The 15,423-nt window shown below is 65.3% G+C and carries 13 protein-coding genes and 2 pseudogenes; 6 read left to right on the top strand and 9 right to left on the bottom strand.

All coding sequences use genetic code 11. The annotated features are described in order from the left end of the window. Positions 1 to 77: 77 nt before the first annotated feature. Positions 78 to 1,241, top strand: a complete 1,164-nt coding sequence (locus tag EVC45_RS38310; RefSeq protein ID WP_129963315.1) for an alkene reductase — start codon at positions 78 to 80, stop codon at positions 1,239 to 1,241. 293 nt (positions 1,242 to 1,534) lie between these two features. Continuing rightward, positions 1,535 to 2,041, top strand: a complete 507-nt coding sequence (locus tag EVC45_RS38305; RefSeq protein ID WP_129963314.1) for a lecithin retinol acyltransferase family protein — start codon at positions 1,535 to 1,537, stop codon at positions 2,039 to 2,041. Between the two features lie 59 nt (positions 2,042 to 2,100). Here EVC45_RS38305 and EVC45_RS38300 read toward each other — a convergent pair whose 3' ends face one another. From EVC45_RS38300 to EVC45_RS47165, 3 genes are all read right to left on the bottom strand, one after another. Then, entirely contained in the window at positions 2,101 to 3,423 is a 1,323-nt protein-coding gene (locus tag EVC45_RS38300) for an erythromycin esterase family protein (RefSeq protein WP_129963313.1), read from the bottom strand. 39 nt (positions 3,424 to 3,462) lie between these two features. Continuing rightward, positions 3,463 to 3,927: a CBS domain-containing protein gene (locus tag EVC45_RS38295; RefSeq protein WP_129963312.1), complete on the bottom strand. Its 465-nt coding sequence runs from the start codon at positions 3,925 to 3,927 to the stop codon at positions 3,463 to 3,465. 147 nt (positions 3,928 to 4,074) lie between these two features. Continuing rightward, the gene (locus tag EVC45_RS47165) at positions 4,075 to 4,560 is read right to left on the bottom strand and encodes a hypothetical protein (protein ID WP_248295421.1); all 486 of its coding nucleotides are present in this window, start codon (positions 4,558 to 4,560) and stop codon (positions 4,075 to 4,077) included. Positions 4,561 to 4,666: 106 nt separating this feature from the next. On the opposite strand from EVC45_RS47165, the gene EVC45_RS38285 reads away from it, so the two are divergent. Continuing rightward, entirely contained in the window at positions 4,667 to 5,101 is a 435-nt protein-coding gene (locus EVC45_RS38285) for a hypothetical protein (protein WP_129963311.1), read from the top strand. A 75-nt stretch (positions 5,102 to 5,176) separates the two neighbouring features. Here the strand turns inward: EVC45_RS38285 and EVC45_RS38280 are convergent, their stop codons facing one another. The 3 genes from EVC45_RS38280 to EVC45_RS38270 all read right to left on the bottom strand — a co-directional run bounded on the left by EVC45_RS38280 (position 5,177) and on the right by EVC45_RS38270 (position 6,825). Continuing rightward, a complete protein-coding gene (locus EVC45_RS38280) occupies positions 5,177 to 5,410 on the bottom strand; it encodes a hypothetical protein (protein ID WP_129963310.1) in 234 nt (77 codons plus the stop codon). A gap of 47 nt (positions 5,411 to 5,457) precedes the next feature. Further along, positions 5,458 to 5,796, bottom strand: a complete 339-nt coding sequence (locus EVC45_RS38275; protein ID WP_248295423.1) for an NAD(P)H-dependent oxidoreductase — start codon at positions 5,794 to 5,796, stop codon at positions 5,458 to 5,460. Positions 5,797 to 6,135: 339 nt separating this feature from the next. Further along, the gene (locus tag EVC45_RS38270) at positions 6,136 to 6,825 is read right to left on the bottom strand and encodes a CBS domain-containing protein (RefSeq protein ID WP_129963308.1); all 690 of its coding nucleotides are present in this window, start codon (positions 6,823 to 6,825) and stop codon (positions 6,136 to 6,138) included. Positions 6,826 to 7,096: 271 nt separating this feature from the next. Between EVC45_RS38270 and EVC45_RS38265 the strand changes: the two genes are divergently transcribed. Further along, positions 7,097 to 8,599 (top strand): sigma-70 family RNA polymerase sigma factor, encoded by a 1,503-nt coding sequence (locus tag EVC45_RS38265; protein ID WP_168991616.1) that lies wholly within the window; start codon positions 7,097 to 7,099, stop codon positions 8,597 to 8,599. A 45-nt stretch (positions 8,600 to 8,644) separates the two neighbouring features. Here EVC45_RS38265 and polX read toward each other — a convergent pair whose 3' ends face one another. Beyond that, positions 8,645 to 10,405 carry a DNA polymerase/3'-5' exonuclease PolX gene (gene polX, locus EVC45_RS38260; RefSeq protein ID WP_129963306.1) on the bottom strand — a complete coding sequence of 587 codons (1,761 nt, stop codon included), beginning with the start codon at positions 10,403 to 10,405 and terminating at the stop codon, positions 8,645 to 8,647. Positions 10,406 to 10,424: 19 nt separating this feature from the next. Further along, on the bottom strand, positions 10,425 to 12,683 hold the full coding sequence (locus tag EVC45_RS38255; RefSeq protein ID WP_129963329.1) for an FAD-dependent oxidoreductase: 2,259 nt from the start codon (positions 12,681 to 12,683) through the stop codon (positions 10,425 to 10,427). Positions 12,684 to 12,964: 281 nt separating this feature from the next. Between EVC45_RS38255 and EVC45_RS38250 the strand changes: the two are divergent. Next, a pseudogene (locus tag EVC45_RS38250) lies at positions 12,965 to 13,849 on the top strand (MBL fold metallo-hydrolase); the annotation flags it as partial. Here EVC45_RS38250 and EVC45_RS48055 read toward each other — a convergent pair. Continuing rightward, positions 13,829 to 14,023, bottom strand: a complete 195-nt coding sequence (locus tag EVC45_RS48055; protein WP_373683115.1) for a universal stress protein — start codon at positions 14,021 to 14,023, stop codon at positions 13,829 to 13,831. The pseudogene EVC45_RS38250 and the gene EVC45_RS48055 overlap by 21 nt on opposite strands. Before the next feature lie 1,096 nt (positions 14,024 to 15,119). Between EVC45_RS48055 and EVC45_RS47160 the strand changes: the two are divergent. Beyond that, positions 15,120 to 15,423 (top strand): annotated as a pseudogene (locus tag EVC45_RS47160) (hypothetical protein); the annotation flags it as partial.

The following is a 15,423-nucleotide window of genomic DNA, read 5'->3' as shown; positions in this document are numbered from 1 at the left end:
ACGAAGCACTGCTTCAGGCTCGCCTCTATACCGGCCAATCTGCGCCATCGTTCCCTGTCATTCAGGAGATCCCATCAATGTCATCCGCAAACCCCTCTCCCTCTTCCTCGGCCGCGCCGTCGGCGAGCAGCCTGTTCGACCCGGTACAGCTGGGCACGCTCACGCTCGCGAACCGCGTGGTGATGGCGCCGCTCACGCGTTGCCGCGCAGGCGCTGACGGCGTGCCGGGAACCCTGCTGGTCGAACACTATGCACAGCGCGCGAGCGCAGCTCTCATCATCACCGAAGGCGTGAACATCTCGCCGTCCGCGCGCGGTTACGACCTCACGCCCGGCCTCTACACGAACGAACAGGCCGAAGGTTGGCACCGCGTGACCGAGGCCGTGCATGCGCGCGGCGGACGGATCTTTCCGCAGCTCTGGCACGTAGGTCGCATCTCTCATCCGGACCTGCAGCCGGGTGGTGCGTTGCCGGTCGCCCCTTCGTCGCTCGCGGCCGTTGGCGCGACGTCCTATACCCCCGGCGGTTTCAAACCCTGCCCGACACCGCGCGCGCTCGACACCGACGAGATTCCGGCCATCGTCAGGGATTACCGGCGTGCGGCCCAGCGCGCGCTCGACGCCGGCTTCGACGGCGTCGAGATTCACGCGGCCAATGGCTATCTGCTCGAACAATTCCTGCGTGAGCACAGCAACCGGCGCACGGACCGTTACGGCGGCAGCCTCGAAGACCGCGCGCGGCTCTTGCTCGAGGTGGCGCAGGCGGTGGCATCCGTATGCGGCGCCGGGCGCACCGGCATCCGGCTTTCACCGGTGAGTCCCGTGAACGGTTCCGAACCGGATCGCGAGCCGTTGCGGACGTATTGCCATGTCGTCGAGCAGCTCGATGCGCTTGGACTCGCGTACATCCACATCATCGAAGGCGTCACGCAAGGCTCGCGCGAGGTGCCGGGCGGCTTCGACTACGCAGCGCTGCGCAACGCGTTCCACGGCCGCTATATCGCGAACAACGGGTATGACCGGCGCCTCGCTATCGAGGCTTGCGCGCAGGGCCGCGCAGATCTGATTGCGTTCGGCCGGCTGTACATTGCGAACCCCGATCTCGTCGAGCGGCTACGGGCCGATGCGCCGTTGAACACGCCCGATCCCAGCACTTACTTCGGCGGCGGCGCGGCGGGGTACAACGACTATCCTGATCTGGCCGGCGCGGCGCGCTCGCACGAAACTGCGCAACCCGACTGAGGCGGCCTTCATCGGCAGCGGCGTCGGGGAGCTCGTGTGCTCGCTCACCCGGGCGCCGCAGCATTCGCGCTTCGGTATCAGTGCTTCGCTCCAAAACCCTCGGATCTTTCTGACACGGCCGGCAAAGATCGGACGCCAATCCCGGCCGGGGCTGATTGTGACCGCCGCTGCCATCGCCGATGCTTAAGGCGTGACGGGAACGCAAGCCTTCGGCGGCCACCTGGCGAGCAGAGTCAAGCTCCACGACGCTGTTCCAATGGACCCAGTGCCGCTGCAACGTTCGGGAGCTAGCCATGAGCCTGCAGCAGACATCCGCATGCATCGACCATGTGTCCATGCGCGACTTGCCGGTCGGCGCCCATCTCTGCACGAAGCGCGCAGGTTACATGCATCACGGCATTTATGTCGGAAACGGCCGGGTGATTCACTATGCAGGTCTGTCCAGCCGACTCTGCGGCGGTCCGGTCGAAGCGGTGTCGATCGAACGTTTCGCGGCGGGCCACGAGATCGAACTCATCCAGCATCCTCATGCGCAATACAGCGGCTTCGAGGCTGCGCACCGCGCGCAATCGCGACTCGGCGAGCGCAACTACCGGCTGCTCACCAACAACTGCGAGCATCTGTGTCTGTGGTGCGTGTCTGGACACAGCAGAAGCGTCCAGGTCGATGCCTGCATCCATAATCCCGCCCGCGCCGTGCGCGTGCTCTTCGCGCTGGTCGTCTGCAAACTCGTCCGTGACCTGATGCCGGCACAGTCGAGCAGGACACGCGAGATCGCCGTTGCTGCGCTGGGCGGTTAGGTCGCGCGAGCGAGCGGCCGCGCCGCGATTCACGCGTAGTCGGCGCGTTGCCCAGCGCGCTAGACTTGTGCCGCCGGTGCCGCTGCCTCGCGGTGGTGCCAGATACCGGGCGGCGTGAGCGGTTCGAGAGCACTGGTTTCGTCGAGATGAAACACCGCGTCGAATTGCGCGGCCAGCGACGCTCCGAAATAATGACTTTCCCTTTCCGTGTCGGGCAGATACAGCACGCCGATCGCGCGCTCGTGCAGCACTTCACGCAGCGGCGCGGCAGAGTCATCCTGCAGCGGCAGGAAGAAGCGGTCGTAGCCAGTCGTGTGAAACAGGTGCTCCCAGCTTCCATCGAAGGCGGGCCGTACCCACTTCTGCTCGACATCGCCATCCCAGCGTGAGGCTGCGGAAACATGGCCCGTATAGGTGGTGAACCCCACCAGCAACGCTTTGTCTCCCACCTGTTCGCGCACGATCTGGCCAAGATTCCATTCGCCTCGCCAGTACGACTCCGTGGCTCGCGCGTCGCCCAGATGGGAGTTGTGGGCCCACACCACGATCCGGCCGCTGCCGCCCCGCCGGACGCGGTAGCGGGTGAGCGCGAATAGCGTGCGGGCCATATGCGCATCGCGCAGGTTCCACGTGTTCAGCCTGCCGCCGAACATCGCCCGGTAGTAGACCTCGGCGTTGACCACGACCTGGGCATTCTGCTCGGCGAAAAACTGCCCATCGAGCGCATCGAGACCGTCGCGCGCCAGGAAATGCGCTTCGTCCGCACGCAGTTGCATCAACTGCTCGACCACTGCGTCGCGGGCGGACGGCCGAGCCCCCATCGCCACGGCGTAGCCGTACGCCTGCGGTTCCCGCACATGGTCGAGTGCCGCGTAGCGCGCCCGCGCGAGCTCGGCTTCGCGCGGATCGTTCGCGTCGAGATAGCGGATGACCGCGTCGGCGGAACGATAGAGGCTATACAGATCGAGCCCGTAAATCCCGACGCGTTGCCCGGGCGGCCTGGCCGCATTGGTCGCCCGCAGCCATGATGAAAAGTCGCGCATTTCGCGATTGCGCCACATCCACGTGGGAAACCGCGTGAAATCGTCGAGTGCCGAATCGGCGTCGTCGGCGCTCTCGCCCTGCACGAAGCGATTCACGCGCCATGCATCCGGCCAGTCGCCTTCGATTGCCACGGCGTCGAAGCCGCACTCGTCGACCAGACGCTGCGTGATTTGCGCGCGCAGGCGATAAAACTCCGCAGGGCCGTGTGTCGCTTCGCCCAGCAGCACAATATCCCGGCCGCGCGCCATGTCCAGCACTGCGTCGAAGTCGGAGGGCCGATCGGCGAGGCGCTGTCCCAGATCCCGGACAGCGAGAAACGGAGTCTTTGAAGCGTGCATGAAAGCTCCCCAGCGGCGGCACGGCGCAGGCGTCGACGGCTAAACGTGCAAGGGTGCCTGCACGCTGCCGATTTTTTCGCGGTTGAGCTCGCTGCGCAGAATGCCCGTCAGCAAACTCCAATCGCGGCCGAAGGCATCGATGACGTCGTCGAGCGACAGGATGCCAACGATGGAAGCGTCGTCCCGGACGACGGCGAGGCGCCGCACACCTTGACTGGACATGACTTGCATCGCGTCATCCAGATCCGCCATTTCGTTGACCATCGCGACACCTTTGGTCATCACTTCGCCGACCGCCATCTCGTTCGGCGATTTGCCGAACGCTGCCGCTTTCAACACGATATCGCGGTCGGTTATGACCCCAACCATCTCGCCTGGCATAACGTCGTCGGTCACGATCAACGCGCCGACGTGCTGCGATGCCATTTGCCGCGCCGCTTCCTGCAGGTTGCAGGACACCGGGATGTGAACAGTCCCGCGGCTATAGCACTCATCTACTCTCATGATCGTTCCTCCTTCGGAATTGACCGACCGCGCGGCGAACGCACGCAGTCATGCCTTCAGTTCCGAGGATAGATAAGCGAGCCGCCATGCAATTGACGTCGATCAACTAGCGCTTGGGTCATGGCAACGGGTCGTCGCGGCGCACGGCTAACGCATCCGGGCCGCCGCCAGGAGCACAGAATTGCCGCGCGGGGTCAGACTTGCGCGAGCGCTCGCGCTATCGCGCCGTTCCACGACTATCAGCTGCCGGGTTCGCAGGGTTTCCAGTTCGGCACGTTCCAGATGTTCGACCGCGTGACCGTCATTGATCAACATGAGTGTGGCGAATTCGTGCGGACTCAGCATGATCCGGCTCCTGTGCAAATGGTCTGCCTTGCGCGGCAGCGCCTCGAATCGCGGCCTCACGCCGGGCAAGACGCGCAAATTGACACGCAAACCATGAATTGATCCGACCATCGTCTTCGGTTGACGTGGAGGGCGACAAATATTCAAGTTTCCGCCCAGATCGCATCGCGTCACTTGACGCAGATCAACGGGCGCTCTGGCGAGGACATCCGGGAAAGATTCTTCAGCCAGCTCAGGCATTCCCTGCGGCGGCACGCCGTCAATCCCCTGCAGCGGTCCTTGAGCCATGTCAAAAACGGCACGGCACCGATACAGCAGTATGAAACCGGTGCGGCAACCGGTTCCATTTGCCATCACCGGCAAACGCCGCGACACGCAGTAACGGAGTACCGCAATGAAAGTCGAAGACAGGCGAGCGCCGCAACGGCGGCGCTACACGTGGTGGTACGCGGCGTCTTTGAGCATTCTGGTGGTGACGGCCATCACCTGGCTGAGCGCCATCGCCGATCATCCGGTCGACGATGCAATCGTCGCGGGAATGACGGCGCCACAGTGCGCAAAGGTCGGCAGCATGCCTTCCGGCTCGGTGCTGCTCGCTGCGCTACCGGACGACGCCATCTGCCGCTCCTTCTTTCTCTACCGCGCAACGACACAGAACGCCGCCATGGATGCCCCTTCCTACACGAACATGATCATGCAGGAGCGGGTCGGCGAGTTCTGGAAGATGATCGGCTACGTGCTTCTGTTGTGGTTGTTGGCGAGCGCAGGCGTCGTCGGACTGGTGCGGCTGCTCAAACGGTTTTTCTCAGGCCGCCTGCATCGCTCGTAGGAGCAGACGTTTGCGCACATGAGCGCTGCTGGCTTCATCCGTGGATTTCAGCCATCCGGACGAGCACTCCGGCGTTCATTTCGCTCCCGTCCGATTGGCCAGCAGCAGCTGCTCGCACGAGCCCATCTGGTTCAGGTCCTCGCAAACAAACGCAAACGGGAAGCCGGCATTCACGGCGTCCTGCGGCACGAAATCGGGCAGCGACACATCCCCGAACCGGTGCACTACGAGAACCCCTGCGCATACGATGGCCGATGCGGTCACGATCCCGAACGCCAGCCGTTCGAATCTCCGGAAGAAGCGATACATGGCACTGCTCCCTGCATGGCGGCCACATGTGGCCATTGACCTGTCGTTCACGCCGCCGGCACCGACGCGAAATGCCCGCGAACGAATTCACGCACCTGGGCGAAATGCGTGGCGGCCATGGCGTGAGGCATCGCCGGGCCGACTGCGTCGAAATGCAGGTGCCCGATCGGGTCGAAACCGGATGCGCGGAACACATGGGTATCCTGCAGCAGCTGCATCGCTTGCCATCGGCCGTCCTCCACGAACCAGGCCAGCGGTGCTGCGGAGATGGTCACCACGACGGCACGGCGCCCCGACAGCAGGCCGTGAACGCCGTCTGGTTGCGTCTCATACGCGAACCCCCGGCTGAATACGCGGTCGATGTAGCCTTTCATCATCGCAGGCATCGCCATCCACCAAAGGGAATAGACGACCCTCACGACATCCGCCGCGAGCACGTCTTTATGCGATCAGGACGTCGGCGATGCGAAGGTGCGCGTCGCTTCCCTCGGTCGATTCCTGTGCGGAAAGCACCGGATCGAACCCCATCCTATACAGGTCGTGAACGCGCAAAAGGCGCGCCGCGCGGCGCCATTGCGCACGGACAGGATCATCGTGCGCGTCACGGCAGCCATCCGATCGAGGCACCTCAATAAGGTGGGGAATGCCCTGAACGTGCGCCGCACCCCGGCTCCTTCGGCAACGAGCCTGCCGATCACGCGGCATGACGAGTCGTGCACCGCATCTCACATCGACGAGAAGAAGCCCGGATATTCCATGTGGTCCTTCACTCCTTTCACACCTGGCACGCGCGCTGCCGCCGCGAGGATTGCTTTGCGTTCTTCCTCGGAACGCGCCACACCCCAGCAATGCACAACACCTTCGGTGACGATCAGGCCGTCGGAGGCCATCGCCCAGCGATGTCCATCGAGATCCTTCGCAATTGCACGACGAATCTGTTCGTCCGACGGTTGCGCATCGAGCTGCGCAGGCGCACAACTCGCGAGAGCGCGCACCAGGTTGGCCCTGCTGACGATGCCGACGAGCTTGCCATCGCGCAACACCGGCAGGCGCTTGATATGTTTGCGCCCCAGCAGTTCGGCGACCTCGGTGAGCGGGGCGGCGTGATGGACGGTGAGCGCCGGCGCGCTCATCACGTCGCGCACCTGGATCGAATGTTCCTTCAGATACTCGGCCGCGAGTTCACGCGTGGGCGCCATGAATTCGGCAAGCCACGAGCGGCGCTGCGTTTCGGTACCCGTTTCGACGCGTCTGAGCAAATCGCCCTCGCTGACGACGCCGATGACGTCGCCGTTGTCGTCGACTACCGGCATGCCGCTGATGTGGTGCTCCGTCAGCAGCTTCGCCGCGTCGTAGACCGACCTGTCGGGTGCGATGGAAACGACCGGAGTGGTCATGATGTCCGAGGCTTGCATAGTGAGTCTCCATATCGAGGGCCCTACCCTGTTGCAGATGAGTGTAGGCACGAGGGGGGCCATTCAATTGACGAGCGTCAAAGAGAACGTCACTTCGATCCCGCACCGCGAACGTGGTTGTGCGAAAACCGGGCTGCGGGGGTTGAATTCCGCACCCGTGGCTGCATATGCGCCCGGTGACGGCGGCGCCGGTATCGCCTTCCCTCCCTGCACAGTGTGTGCCGGCCAACGGGGCTCGAACCCCGTAACCTGCGGTCGATCCGCCAATGCCATGATGACGAAGGACCGTGCCCGAGACACGCACAGGTCCGGCCTCAGTCTCGCCGGACTTCTCGAACTGGCTACCCAACGGGGTTATCTCCTCTACGCGGATATCGTCGACGCGCTGCCCGGTGACGCGGCATGCGAGGACACGATCGAAGTCGCCTGCGCGACGCTCTCGCAGTTCGGCGTCACCGTGCTGGACGCGCCGCCCGCGAGCAGCGACGCCCGCTTGAACCAACCCTGCTGCGCCGAGGCCGCCGCCCTCGGTGACGAGGATGCCGACACCGGCGTGTTCGGCTCGGCGCAGACTGCCTCGACCGACCCCCTTGCGCTTTTCGCGAGCCGTATGCATGCGGTGCGGCTTCTCACGCGCGAGGAAGAGGTGGAGATCGCAAAGTCGATCGAGAGCGGCCGCAGCGAAGTTCTACACGCGATTTCGGGCTTGCCATCGATCGTGAGCATGACGCTCGACGATGCGGCGGCGGCGACGAGCAAACTTTCTGCCGCCGCGCTCGCCGAGATGCGGGAATGCGTGTCGGTGCTGCAGCACGCGCGGCCGCACGGCAAGGTCACCACACCCGCCGTGCGCGATGCGCGCATGCGCGTCGCCGCGCGACTCATACAGGCGGGCTGGGAGTCGCCCGTGGTCACGCGGGCGCGCGAACTCGCAAACGCGGAGGCCGCGACCGCCCTGCGAGAGAAATCCGCGAGCGCTGCGCATGCTGCCGATGAGGACACGCAAACGTCACTTTTGGGCGTTGCCACCGGCGAGGCCCGTATTGCAACGGAAACGGCCCGCATGGTCGAGGCCAACCTGCGTCTCGTGATGTCGCTCGCGACCCGCTATCCGAACCGCGGGATGGATCTGGCGGATCTGCTGCAGGAAGGCTGCATCGGTCTGATGCGCGCGGTGGAAAAGTTCGACTACCGCCGCGGATTCAAGTTTTCGACTTACGCGACCTGGTGGATCCGGCAAGCGATCCGCCGCGCATTGGCCGACAGGGCGCGCATGATCCGCGTGCCCGTGCATGTCGGTGATGAGCGCGCTCGCGTGGGCCTCGCGCTCGAACAGCTGAAGCAACAGCTCGGACGCAAGCCCACGACGAAGCAGATGGAGCACGTGACGCGCTTGCCGCGCGCCCGGCTCCAGAAGCTGCTCGATCTGCCCGTCGAGGTCGGTTCGCTCGATACGCTGTGCGGCGAGGACGACACCGCGCTCGTCGATCTGGTCGCGGATGACTCGGCGCTCTCGCCGCTCGCCAACCTCGCGAATGCACGCATGCACGAGTTGCTGAGCTCGGCGCTGTCGCGCATGGGGGCCATCGACGCTCAGGTGCTGCGACTTCGTTTCGGAATCGGAGGCGGGGAGCCGCAGACCTACGAACGTATCGCCACGGAGCTGGGCGTATCCCGCGAAAAGGTGCGCCGCATCGAAACCGCAGCGCTCGCCTCGCTGCGCACGGATACGGCGACGCGCCATGCGCACGAACTGCTCGACGCGGACACGTAGGCGGCCTCGCAGGCGATTCGAGCCGCGGCATGCCGCCGGTTTCACTCACGAATCGATTGTTCCGGCGTCCTGATCGTCAGCGATACGCTTGCGCAATAGCGGCCATAGTTGCGCGATCGGCCTCGTGTTGAGAACGTCCACCTTCGAAAGACCCGCGCGACGCGCCTGGGCGACACCCCACTCGAGGTTGCCGAGCGCGCCGCGGCTGTGCGCGTCCGATGCGATCGACACCAGCACGCCCGCCTGCTTCGCCGCGCGACATGCAACATCGTCGAGGTCGAGCCGCTGCGGCTGGGAATTCAGTTCGAGGCAGCAGCCTCGCTCAGCCGCGCGGGCGATGATCCGCTCGAGATCGAGCGCCATCGGCTCGCGCTCGAGCAGCAGCCGTCCGGTCGGATGGCCCAGAATCGACACATACGGATGATCGAGCACGCGCAGAATCCGGGCGGTCTGCTTCGCGCGCGCGAGGCCAAAATGGCTGTGCACCGACGCGACCACGATATCGAGGCGGCTCAGTAGGTCATCGGGAAGATCGAGCCGGCCGTCTTCGAGAATATCGACCTCCACGCCCTTCAACAGCACGATGCGGTCCAGTTCGGCGTTCAGCCGATCGATCTCGTCGATCTGCCGCGCGAGCCGTTGCGCGTCGAGGCCGTGCGCGATTCCCAGCCGCCGCGAATGATCGGTGATCGCGAGATATCTCAGGCCGCGTGCGCGAGCGCCGAGCGCCATATCGCGCAGGCTGTCCCGCCCGTCGGAGGCGTTCGTGTGAGCGTGCAGGTCTCCACGCAGATCCCCCAGCTTGACCAGCTCGGGCAATCTGCCCGTGCGGGCCGCCTCGACTTCGCCACGATCCTCGCGCAGCTCCGGAGGAACCCAGGCAAGCCCGATCGAACGATACACGGACTCTTCGGTCGCGCCCGCGACACGGCGCTCGCCGCGATACACGCCATACTCGTTGAGCTTCATGCCCTGCGCCTGCGCGATGCGCCTGATTGCGATGTTGTGCGCCCGCGAGCCGGTGAAGTACACAAGGGCGGCGCCGAGACGTTCCGGCGCGACCACCCGCAGATCGACCTGCAGTCCGCCGCGCAACACGACGCTCGCGCGCGTCGTGCCTCTCGCCAGGACCGTTTCGATGTCGTCGTAAAGCACGAATCGCCGCATCACGGCGGCCGCGTTCGACGACGTGACGAGTATGTCGAGATCGCCCACCGTCTCGCGCCTGCGCCGATAGCTGCCCGCGCAGACGGCCTCGACCGTTTCCGGGATCGCGTTGAGCCACCCGAGCAGCGGCTCGAGATTCTGGCGAGCATCCGTCAACAGGAAACGGTGCGACTTGCTGCGGCGTGCGTCGATCGCCTCGAGGATGCGCGACTCCAGTCTCTCGCCGAATCCCGGCACCGCGTGAAGCTTGCCCGCGCTGGCGGCCTCGCGCAGCGCGTCGAGCGAATCGATGTGCAGCGTCTCGTGCAGCATCCGGGCGCGTCCCGGGCCGACGCCAGGAAGGGTCAGCATCTCCGGCAGGCCGGCCGGAACCTTGTGCCGCAACTCGTCGAGCAAGGCGCACGTGCCCGTCGCGGCAATCTCCCGGAGTTTCGCGGCGAGGTCCGCGCCGATGCCGCCCACGGCGTGGAGATCCTCGTTGCGCGCGATCATCGTGGCAAGGTCGCGGCCCAGCCCCGACATGTTGCGCGCGGCGCGCCGATACGCGCGGATTCTGAACGGATTGGTCTCGCCCTGTAATTCCAACAGATCGGCGATTTCCTCGAACGCCGCGACAAAGTCAGCATTGTGCAGCGGCATGGCCATTCTCCCCAAAGCGTTATCCGTGCGATTCGTCGAGCGCATGGCGCGCAGCTTCGCGGCCGCGTCGCTGCAGCGCTTCGATCGTGCCGGCCGAGAAGTCGAAGTCAGCGGCAAAGGGCAGCTCGTCGCGCAACGATATCCGCGACAAGTGAATTGGCGTACGGTTACCCATCAGCCGGATGTAATTGGGCCGCTGCTGAAAGCGCCTTGCAGTCCCGGCGTCGACTTCGCGTAGCAGTTCGAGCACGAGGTCGCTGAAGTCGTTCGCGTATTCCTCGAAGCGCAGATCGTTTCGTGTACGATCGGTGTACACGATCTCGTCGCGTCGGCGCATCACGTCGATCAGGTTCGACGGCAGCGGCCGTCCGCCGGAAAACAGGTCGAGCGCGAACACCCGTGCGCCGATGCGTCCACACCGCTCGATGACGAGCTCGAGGGGCGAATTGCTGACGATGCCGCCGTCCCAGTAGGTATGCCCGTCTATCGTGGTCCACGGCATTGCGGGCGGAAGGCTGCCGCTCGCGAGCAGATGGTCCGGGCTCAGACGATCGACGTAGCTGTCGAAGATCTTTTGTTCGCCGGTTTCGACATCGACCGCGCCGATCAGCAGACGCGTCGGGCTGCGCGCCAGCGAGTCGAAATCGACATATCGGCGGATCAGCGTCTTGATCGCGCTGGGGTCGTAGTAGCTCGTCCAGCACCACGGCAGCGCGTAGGCACCGAGTTCTCCGTTCCACCAGCGCGGCCGCAAAAAATTCGGTATGCCGAACCAGAGTGTGTGCCAAAGCACCAGCATCTCATGCGCCGCCGAGGCGGCGCGGCCTGGCAGGCCAATCGAAAGATCGCGCCAGAACTGCGCCAGAGGCTCCGCGGCCTTCCCCGGATGACTCGCGACGATCGCCCCGTTGAAGGCGCCGATCGATACCGCCGAGATCACATCGGGCCGCACGCCGCTCTCTTCGAGCGTCTGGATCGCACCACACTCGAATGCGCCGAGCGCTCCCCCGCCCTGCAGGATCAGCACGGTTTGCGTAGGCAGGTTCGTCAACGAGAAGGCGCGGTCCGCGAGCCGCGCGCGCGCCGCATGCAGCCCAACGCGATGGCGAATGAGTTCTTCGGCGGCGGCGGCTTCCTCGGCGCTGCGGCCCACCGAGAACACCGCGCGCAGGATGTTGTGCCGCAGATAAAGCACGGACCACGCACCATCGGACCGTGCGCCGCGTTCGACGGTCTCGGTCTCGGTCTCGGTCTCGTTCGCCGGCTCAGCGTAGCCCATGAATGTATAGGTCGTGCCGAACGCGTTGCCGTAGAAGATCGACACGTCACGATACGGCACGCCGTTGCCGAGCATGTTGCGCGCAGCCACGCGGCCTTGCCGCAACGCGTTGTCCCAATGCTCGATGCGCCTTCTGACCGCAAACACGGGATCGTAGAAATTCGCGACGTCGCCGGCCGCGTAGATGTCAGGGTCCGACGTGCGCAGGAATTCGTCGACCAGCACGCCGTCGCCGAGCTCGATGCCGCTGCCCTCGAGAAACGAGCAGTTGGGCGACACGCCGATAGCCACGACCACCAGTTCGCAATCCAGCTGCAATCCGGTTTGAGTAAGCGCACCGGTCACATGACTGTTGCCCAGAAAGCGCGTGACGGTGCAGCCGGTCAGCACGCGAACGCCCTGTTCCGCACAACGATTCGCGAACCAGGCGGATAGCACCTCAGAGTGCAGTTGCGGCATCACCTGCGCCGTGCGTTCGAGCAAGGTCACCTCGAGGCCCGCCGCGCGCAGCGCCGCCGCTACCTCGATGCCTACGAAGCCCGCGCCGAGCACCACCGCGCGCCGGGCCATGCCCGCGGCTTCGCGCAACGCCGCCGCGTCGGCGATGTCGTGGATGAACTGGATGCCGCGCAACTGATGTCCCGGCAGCAGCGGACGCTGCGGCGATGCGCCAGTCGCAATCAGCAGCTTGCCGTAGCCGACTCGCCGCCCGTTCGCGAGCGAGACTATGTGCGTCTCCGGCTCGACGCGCATGGCCTGCGCGCCGGTCATCAACTCGATACGCTGTGCTTCGTAGAATTCGAAAGGATGCAATGCGAGCTGGAGACCGCTGAGTGCGCCGTTCAGAAAATCCTTGGTCAACGGCGGCCGCGAATAGGGAAGCGCCGTTTCCGCGCCAAGCAAGGCGATACTGGCGTCCGAGTTTTCCCGGCGCAACGCGCGGGCCGCGGAGACGCTCGCCGCGCCACCACCGAGCAGAACGAAGTCATACGTGCGCATGGGCTCCGCTGAGAGCGCCGCGTGCCTGCTCGCCACCGGCTGAGGCGTCGTTTCGTTCCACCAGTCGACGCGGTGCGCATCGTTCATCGGCTCATCCCAGGTACGGTGAATCCAGGATCGGCAATCGGTATGGCTGCGGCGCAAAGCGCGACCCGCCACGTGAGCAACGATGTCACTGTAGCGCTCCCCGGTGCACGACTCATGATCCACGTCAAAAGCCCGGAGCCCAAATCGGCTGAAATGAACCCGGCGCCAACCGATCGCGGCGCCACCGAGGAATCATGAGGCTGACCTTTCTCGGTGCAAGCGAGACCGTCACCGGTTCGAAGTATCTGCTCGAAGAATCAGGTTTGCGCATCCTCGTCGATTGCGGCTTGTTTCAGGGCGTTAAGAATCTGCGACTGCGCAACTGGGCGCCGCTGCCGGTGCCGGCCGATTCGATCGACGCGGTGATCCTCACTCATGCCCATATCGATCACAGTGGCTATCTGCCGTTGCTCGCGCGAAACGGCTTTCACGGTCCCGTCTATTGCACGCCGGGCACCGCCGCGCTCTGCGAGATCATGCTGCCCGACAGCGCGAAACTGCAGGAAGAAGAAGCGGACTTCGCGAACCGGCACGGGTTTTCCAAACATCGCCCCGCACTTCCGCTCTACACGCGCGACGACGCGCAGCGCGCGCTGCGTCTCATGGCGCCGCGGCGCTTCGACACGCCCGTCGAGTTGCCGCATGGGCTGAGCTTCCGTTTCCTGTCGTCGGGGCACATCCTCGGCGCGGCGAGCGTCGTCATGTGCCGCAATCACAAGGTGCTCGTGTTTTCCGGCGACGTCGGCCGTCCCGACGATCCGATCATGCGCGCGCCCACGCCGCTCGCGCATGCGGATTACCTCGTCGTCGAGTCGACCTATGGCGACCGCCTGCATCCGGACTCGAATCCGCAGGACGAACTCGAGCGGCTTTTCAGCCGCACCTTTGCCAAAGGCGGCGTGGTGGTAATGCCGTGTTTCGCGGTCGGACGCGCGCAGGAGATTCTCTATTACATCGCCAGGCTGAAGGAAACCGGCCGCATGGTGCACGTGCCCGTCTATCTGGACAGCCCGATGGCGACCAGCGTGACCGAGGTGTATCGCAAGCACCTGGCCGCATCAGCACTTCTGCGGGACGACCAGAAGCGGCATGTCGGTCAGCAGCGTGACCGCGCTCGCGACGCTGCCGAACCGCCAGCGCGCCTGGCGTGCCGGATCGTGGGTGCCGAGCACCAGCAGATCGGCGCGCCATTCGCGAGCGGCCTGTAGGATCGCGTGCGCGAGCGTATCGCCGTGGTGGGTCGCTGCGAGCATGATGGTCGCGGACCCCGGCACCACCGGCGTGGCGGGCTCGAACGAGACGCACGCCTCGCGCAATTGCGCGTCCTCGCCGGCCAGCCTGCGCGCCTCTCCGAACGCGCCGCGGGCGCTCGCGCTCTCGTCGCTTGCGACGAAGATGCGGCGGGGAGGAATGCGGAACCGGCGCGAGCCGTCCGCGGGCAGGTACAGCACACTGCACGGCAAAACGTGCGCGAGATGAGCAAGCCCCGGGTAGCACGTCAGCACAACATCCGCGCCGAGGCTGATTGCCGCGTCCGCCACCGCGGAGGTGAATCCCTTGTCAGCGTTCGCGTAAGGCAGTAGCGCCGCGGTCGAGTTGAGGCCCCGCGCGAGCAGCGAGTCGCGCACCGCATTGGCTGTCGCGAGATCCGGGCCGCAAGCACCATCGGGGCGCGCGTGCGCGTCGCGCGCGGCGGCGGCGTCCGCGTGCGCGGCCTCGGGCAGCGTCATCACGTGCACGAGTGCATCGCTGGCCGCCCATGCGTATGCGTAATCAACCAGCAAGGCGGGGTAGCCGCCTGCGCTGCGCACGACCGCCAGCAGGCAGTGATACCGGCCGGGCGCGTCGGACATGCTTGCGACCGTGCTCATGCAAGCGCCGCCGGCACGGACTGCGACTCGCCGCGTGCAGTCTTCGCACTTTCGCATATCGGTACTTCATCGCGTGTCATCGTGCCCTCCTGTTCGGCCAGCGCGGAACAAAAGCAGCATCGCAGATCCCGCGGGCGCGCCGTTTGATACGGATCAACCGCCAGCGATCTCGCGAGCATATGCGGGGCTTTGCGAGATCACTCCGTTCTCGTTGATGCACGTCAAACCGGCGCCCCGGCGCAATGGTTGAAATACGCTGACGGCTGCGGCGTTCGCCTGATGGCGCGGACACGTCATCGAGGAGGTCTGCCGTGTCGCACGAGACGAGCGGATTTCACCACGATGTCCGGCAAGTACTGAGCAACGGTGTCAACGCGCTTGCCGAAACCGCGAAGATCACGGCTGGCCCCGGGAGGCCGCACCGTGATCGTCGAGCGCCCGCCCGGCGCGCGGTTGTTGCGCGGAATCCGGAGTGCGTATGAAGATTGCCTCTCGCATTCACTGCCGGTGCGGCTCGCGCCTGGCACCTCGCACCGTGGCTGCGGTATCCCTGCTCGCGTGCACGCTGTCGTTCAACGCTCAGGCTGGCGGAACGGCGCTCGGCGCAGTGCCGGCCGCGGGCGATGCCGCGCCGTGCGTCGCGGTCCTCGTGTATCACCGCGTTGCCGATGCGGCGGACGATTCCATGACCGTGCGCATCGCCACCTTCGTCGGCGAGGCACCGCTCGACCTCGTGTATGTGATCAATACGTCGCGTCTGCTGCACATGCCGTTGCAGCAAC

It is taken from the genome of Paraburkholderia sp. UYCP14C (genome assembly GCF_004197395.1).
Lineage (GTDB): Bacteria > Pseudomonadota > Gammaproteobacteria > Burkholderiales > Burkholderiaceae > Paraburkholderia.
This window is presented reverse-complemented; position numbering and strand designations above follow the sequence as displayed.

Excerpts from the sequence above, each read along its gene's own strand:
- EVC45_RS38255 (WP_129963329.1), bottom strand. The coding sequence starts at position 12,683 with ATGCGCACGTATGACTTCGTTCTGCTCGGTGGTGGCGCGGCGAGCGTC.
- EVC45_RS38300 (WP_129963313.1), bottom strand. The coding sequence starts at position 3,423 with ATGCACGCTTCAAAGACTCCGTTTCTCGCTGTCCGGGATCTGGGACAG.
- EVC45_RS47165 (WP_248295421.1), bottom strand. The coding sequence starts at position 4,560 with ATGGCTCAAGGACCGCTGCAGGGGATTGACGGCGTGCCGCCGCAGGGA.
- EVC45_RS38295 (WP_129963312.1), bottom strand. The coding sequence starts at position 3,927 with ATGAGAGTAGATGAGTGCTATAGCCGCGGGACTGTTCACATCCCGGTG.
- EVC45_RS38310 (WP_129963315.1), top strand. The coding sequence starts at position 78 with ATGTCATCCGCAAACCCCTCTCCCTCTTCCTCGGCCGCGCCGTCGGCG.
- EVC45_RS48055 (WP_373683115.1), bottom strand. The coding sequence starts at position 14,023 with ATGCTCGCAGCGACCCACCACGGCGATACGCTCGCGCACGCGATCCTA.
- EVC45_RS38270 (WP_129963308.1), bottom strand. The coding sequence starts at position 6,825 with ATGCAAGCCTCGGACATCATGACCACTCCGGTCGTTTCCATCGCACCC.
- EVC45_RS38305 (WP_129963314.1), top strand. The coding sequence starts at position 1,535 with ATGAGCCTGCAGCAGACATCCGCATGCATCGACCATGTGTCCATGCGC.
- EVC45_RS38265 (WP_168991616.1), top strand. The coding sequence starts at position 7,097 with ATGATGACGAAGGACCGTGCCCGAGACACGCACAGGTCCGGCCTCAGT.
- EVC45_RS38280 (WP_129963310.1), bottom strand. The coding sequence starts at position 5,410 with ATGTATCGCTTCTTCCGGAGATTCGAACGGCTGGCGTTCGGGATCGTG.
- EVC45_RS38285 (WP_129963311.1), top strand. The coding sequence starts at position 4,667 with ATGAAAGTCGAAGACAGGCGAGCGCCGCAACGGCGGCGCTACACGTGG.
- EVC45_RS38275 (WP_248295423.1), bottom strand. The coding sequence starts at position 5,796 with ATGCCTGCGATGATGAAAGGCTACATCGACCGCGTATTCAGCCGGGGG.
- polX (WP_129963306.1), bottom strand. The coding sequence starts at position 10,405 with ATGCCGCTGCACAATGCTGACTTTGTCGCGGCGTTCGAGGAAATCGCC.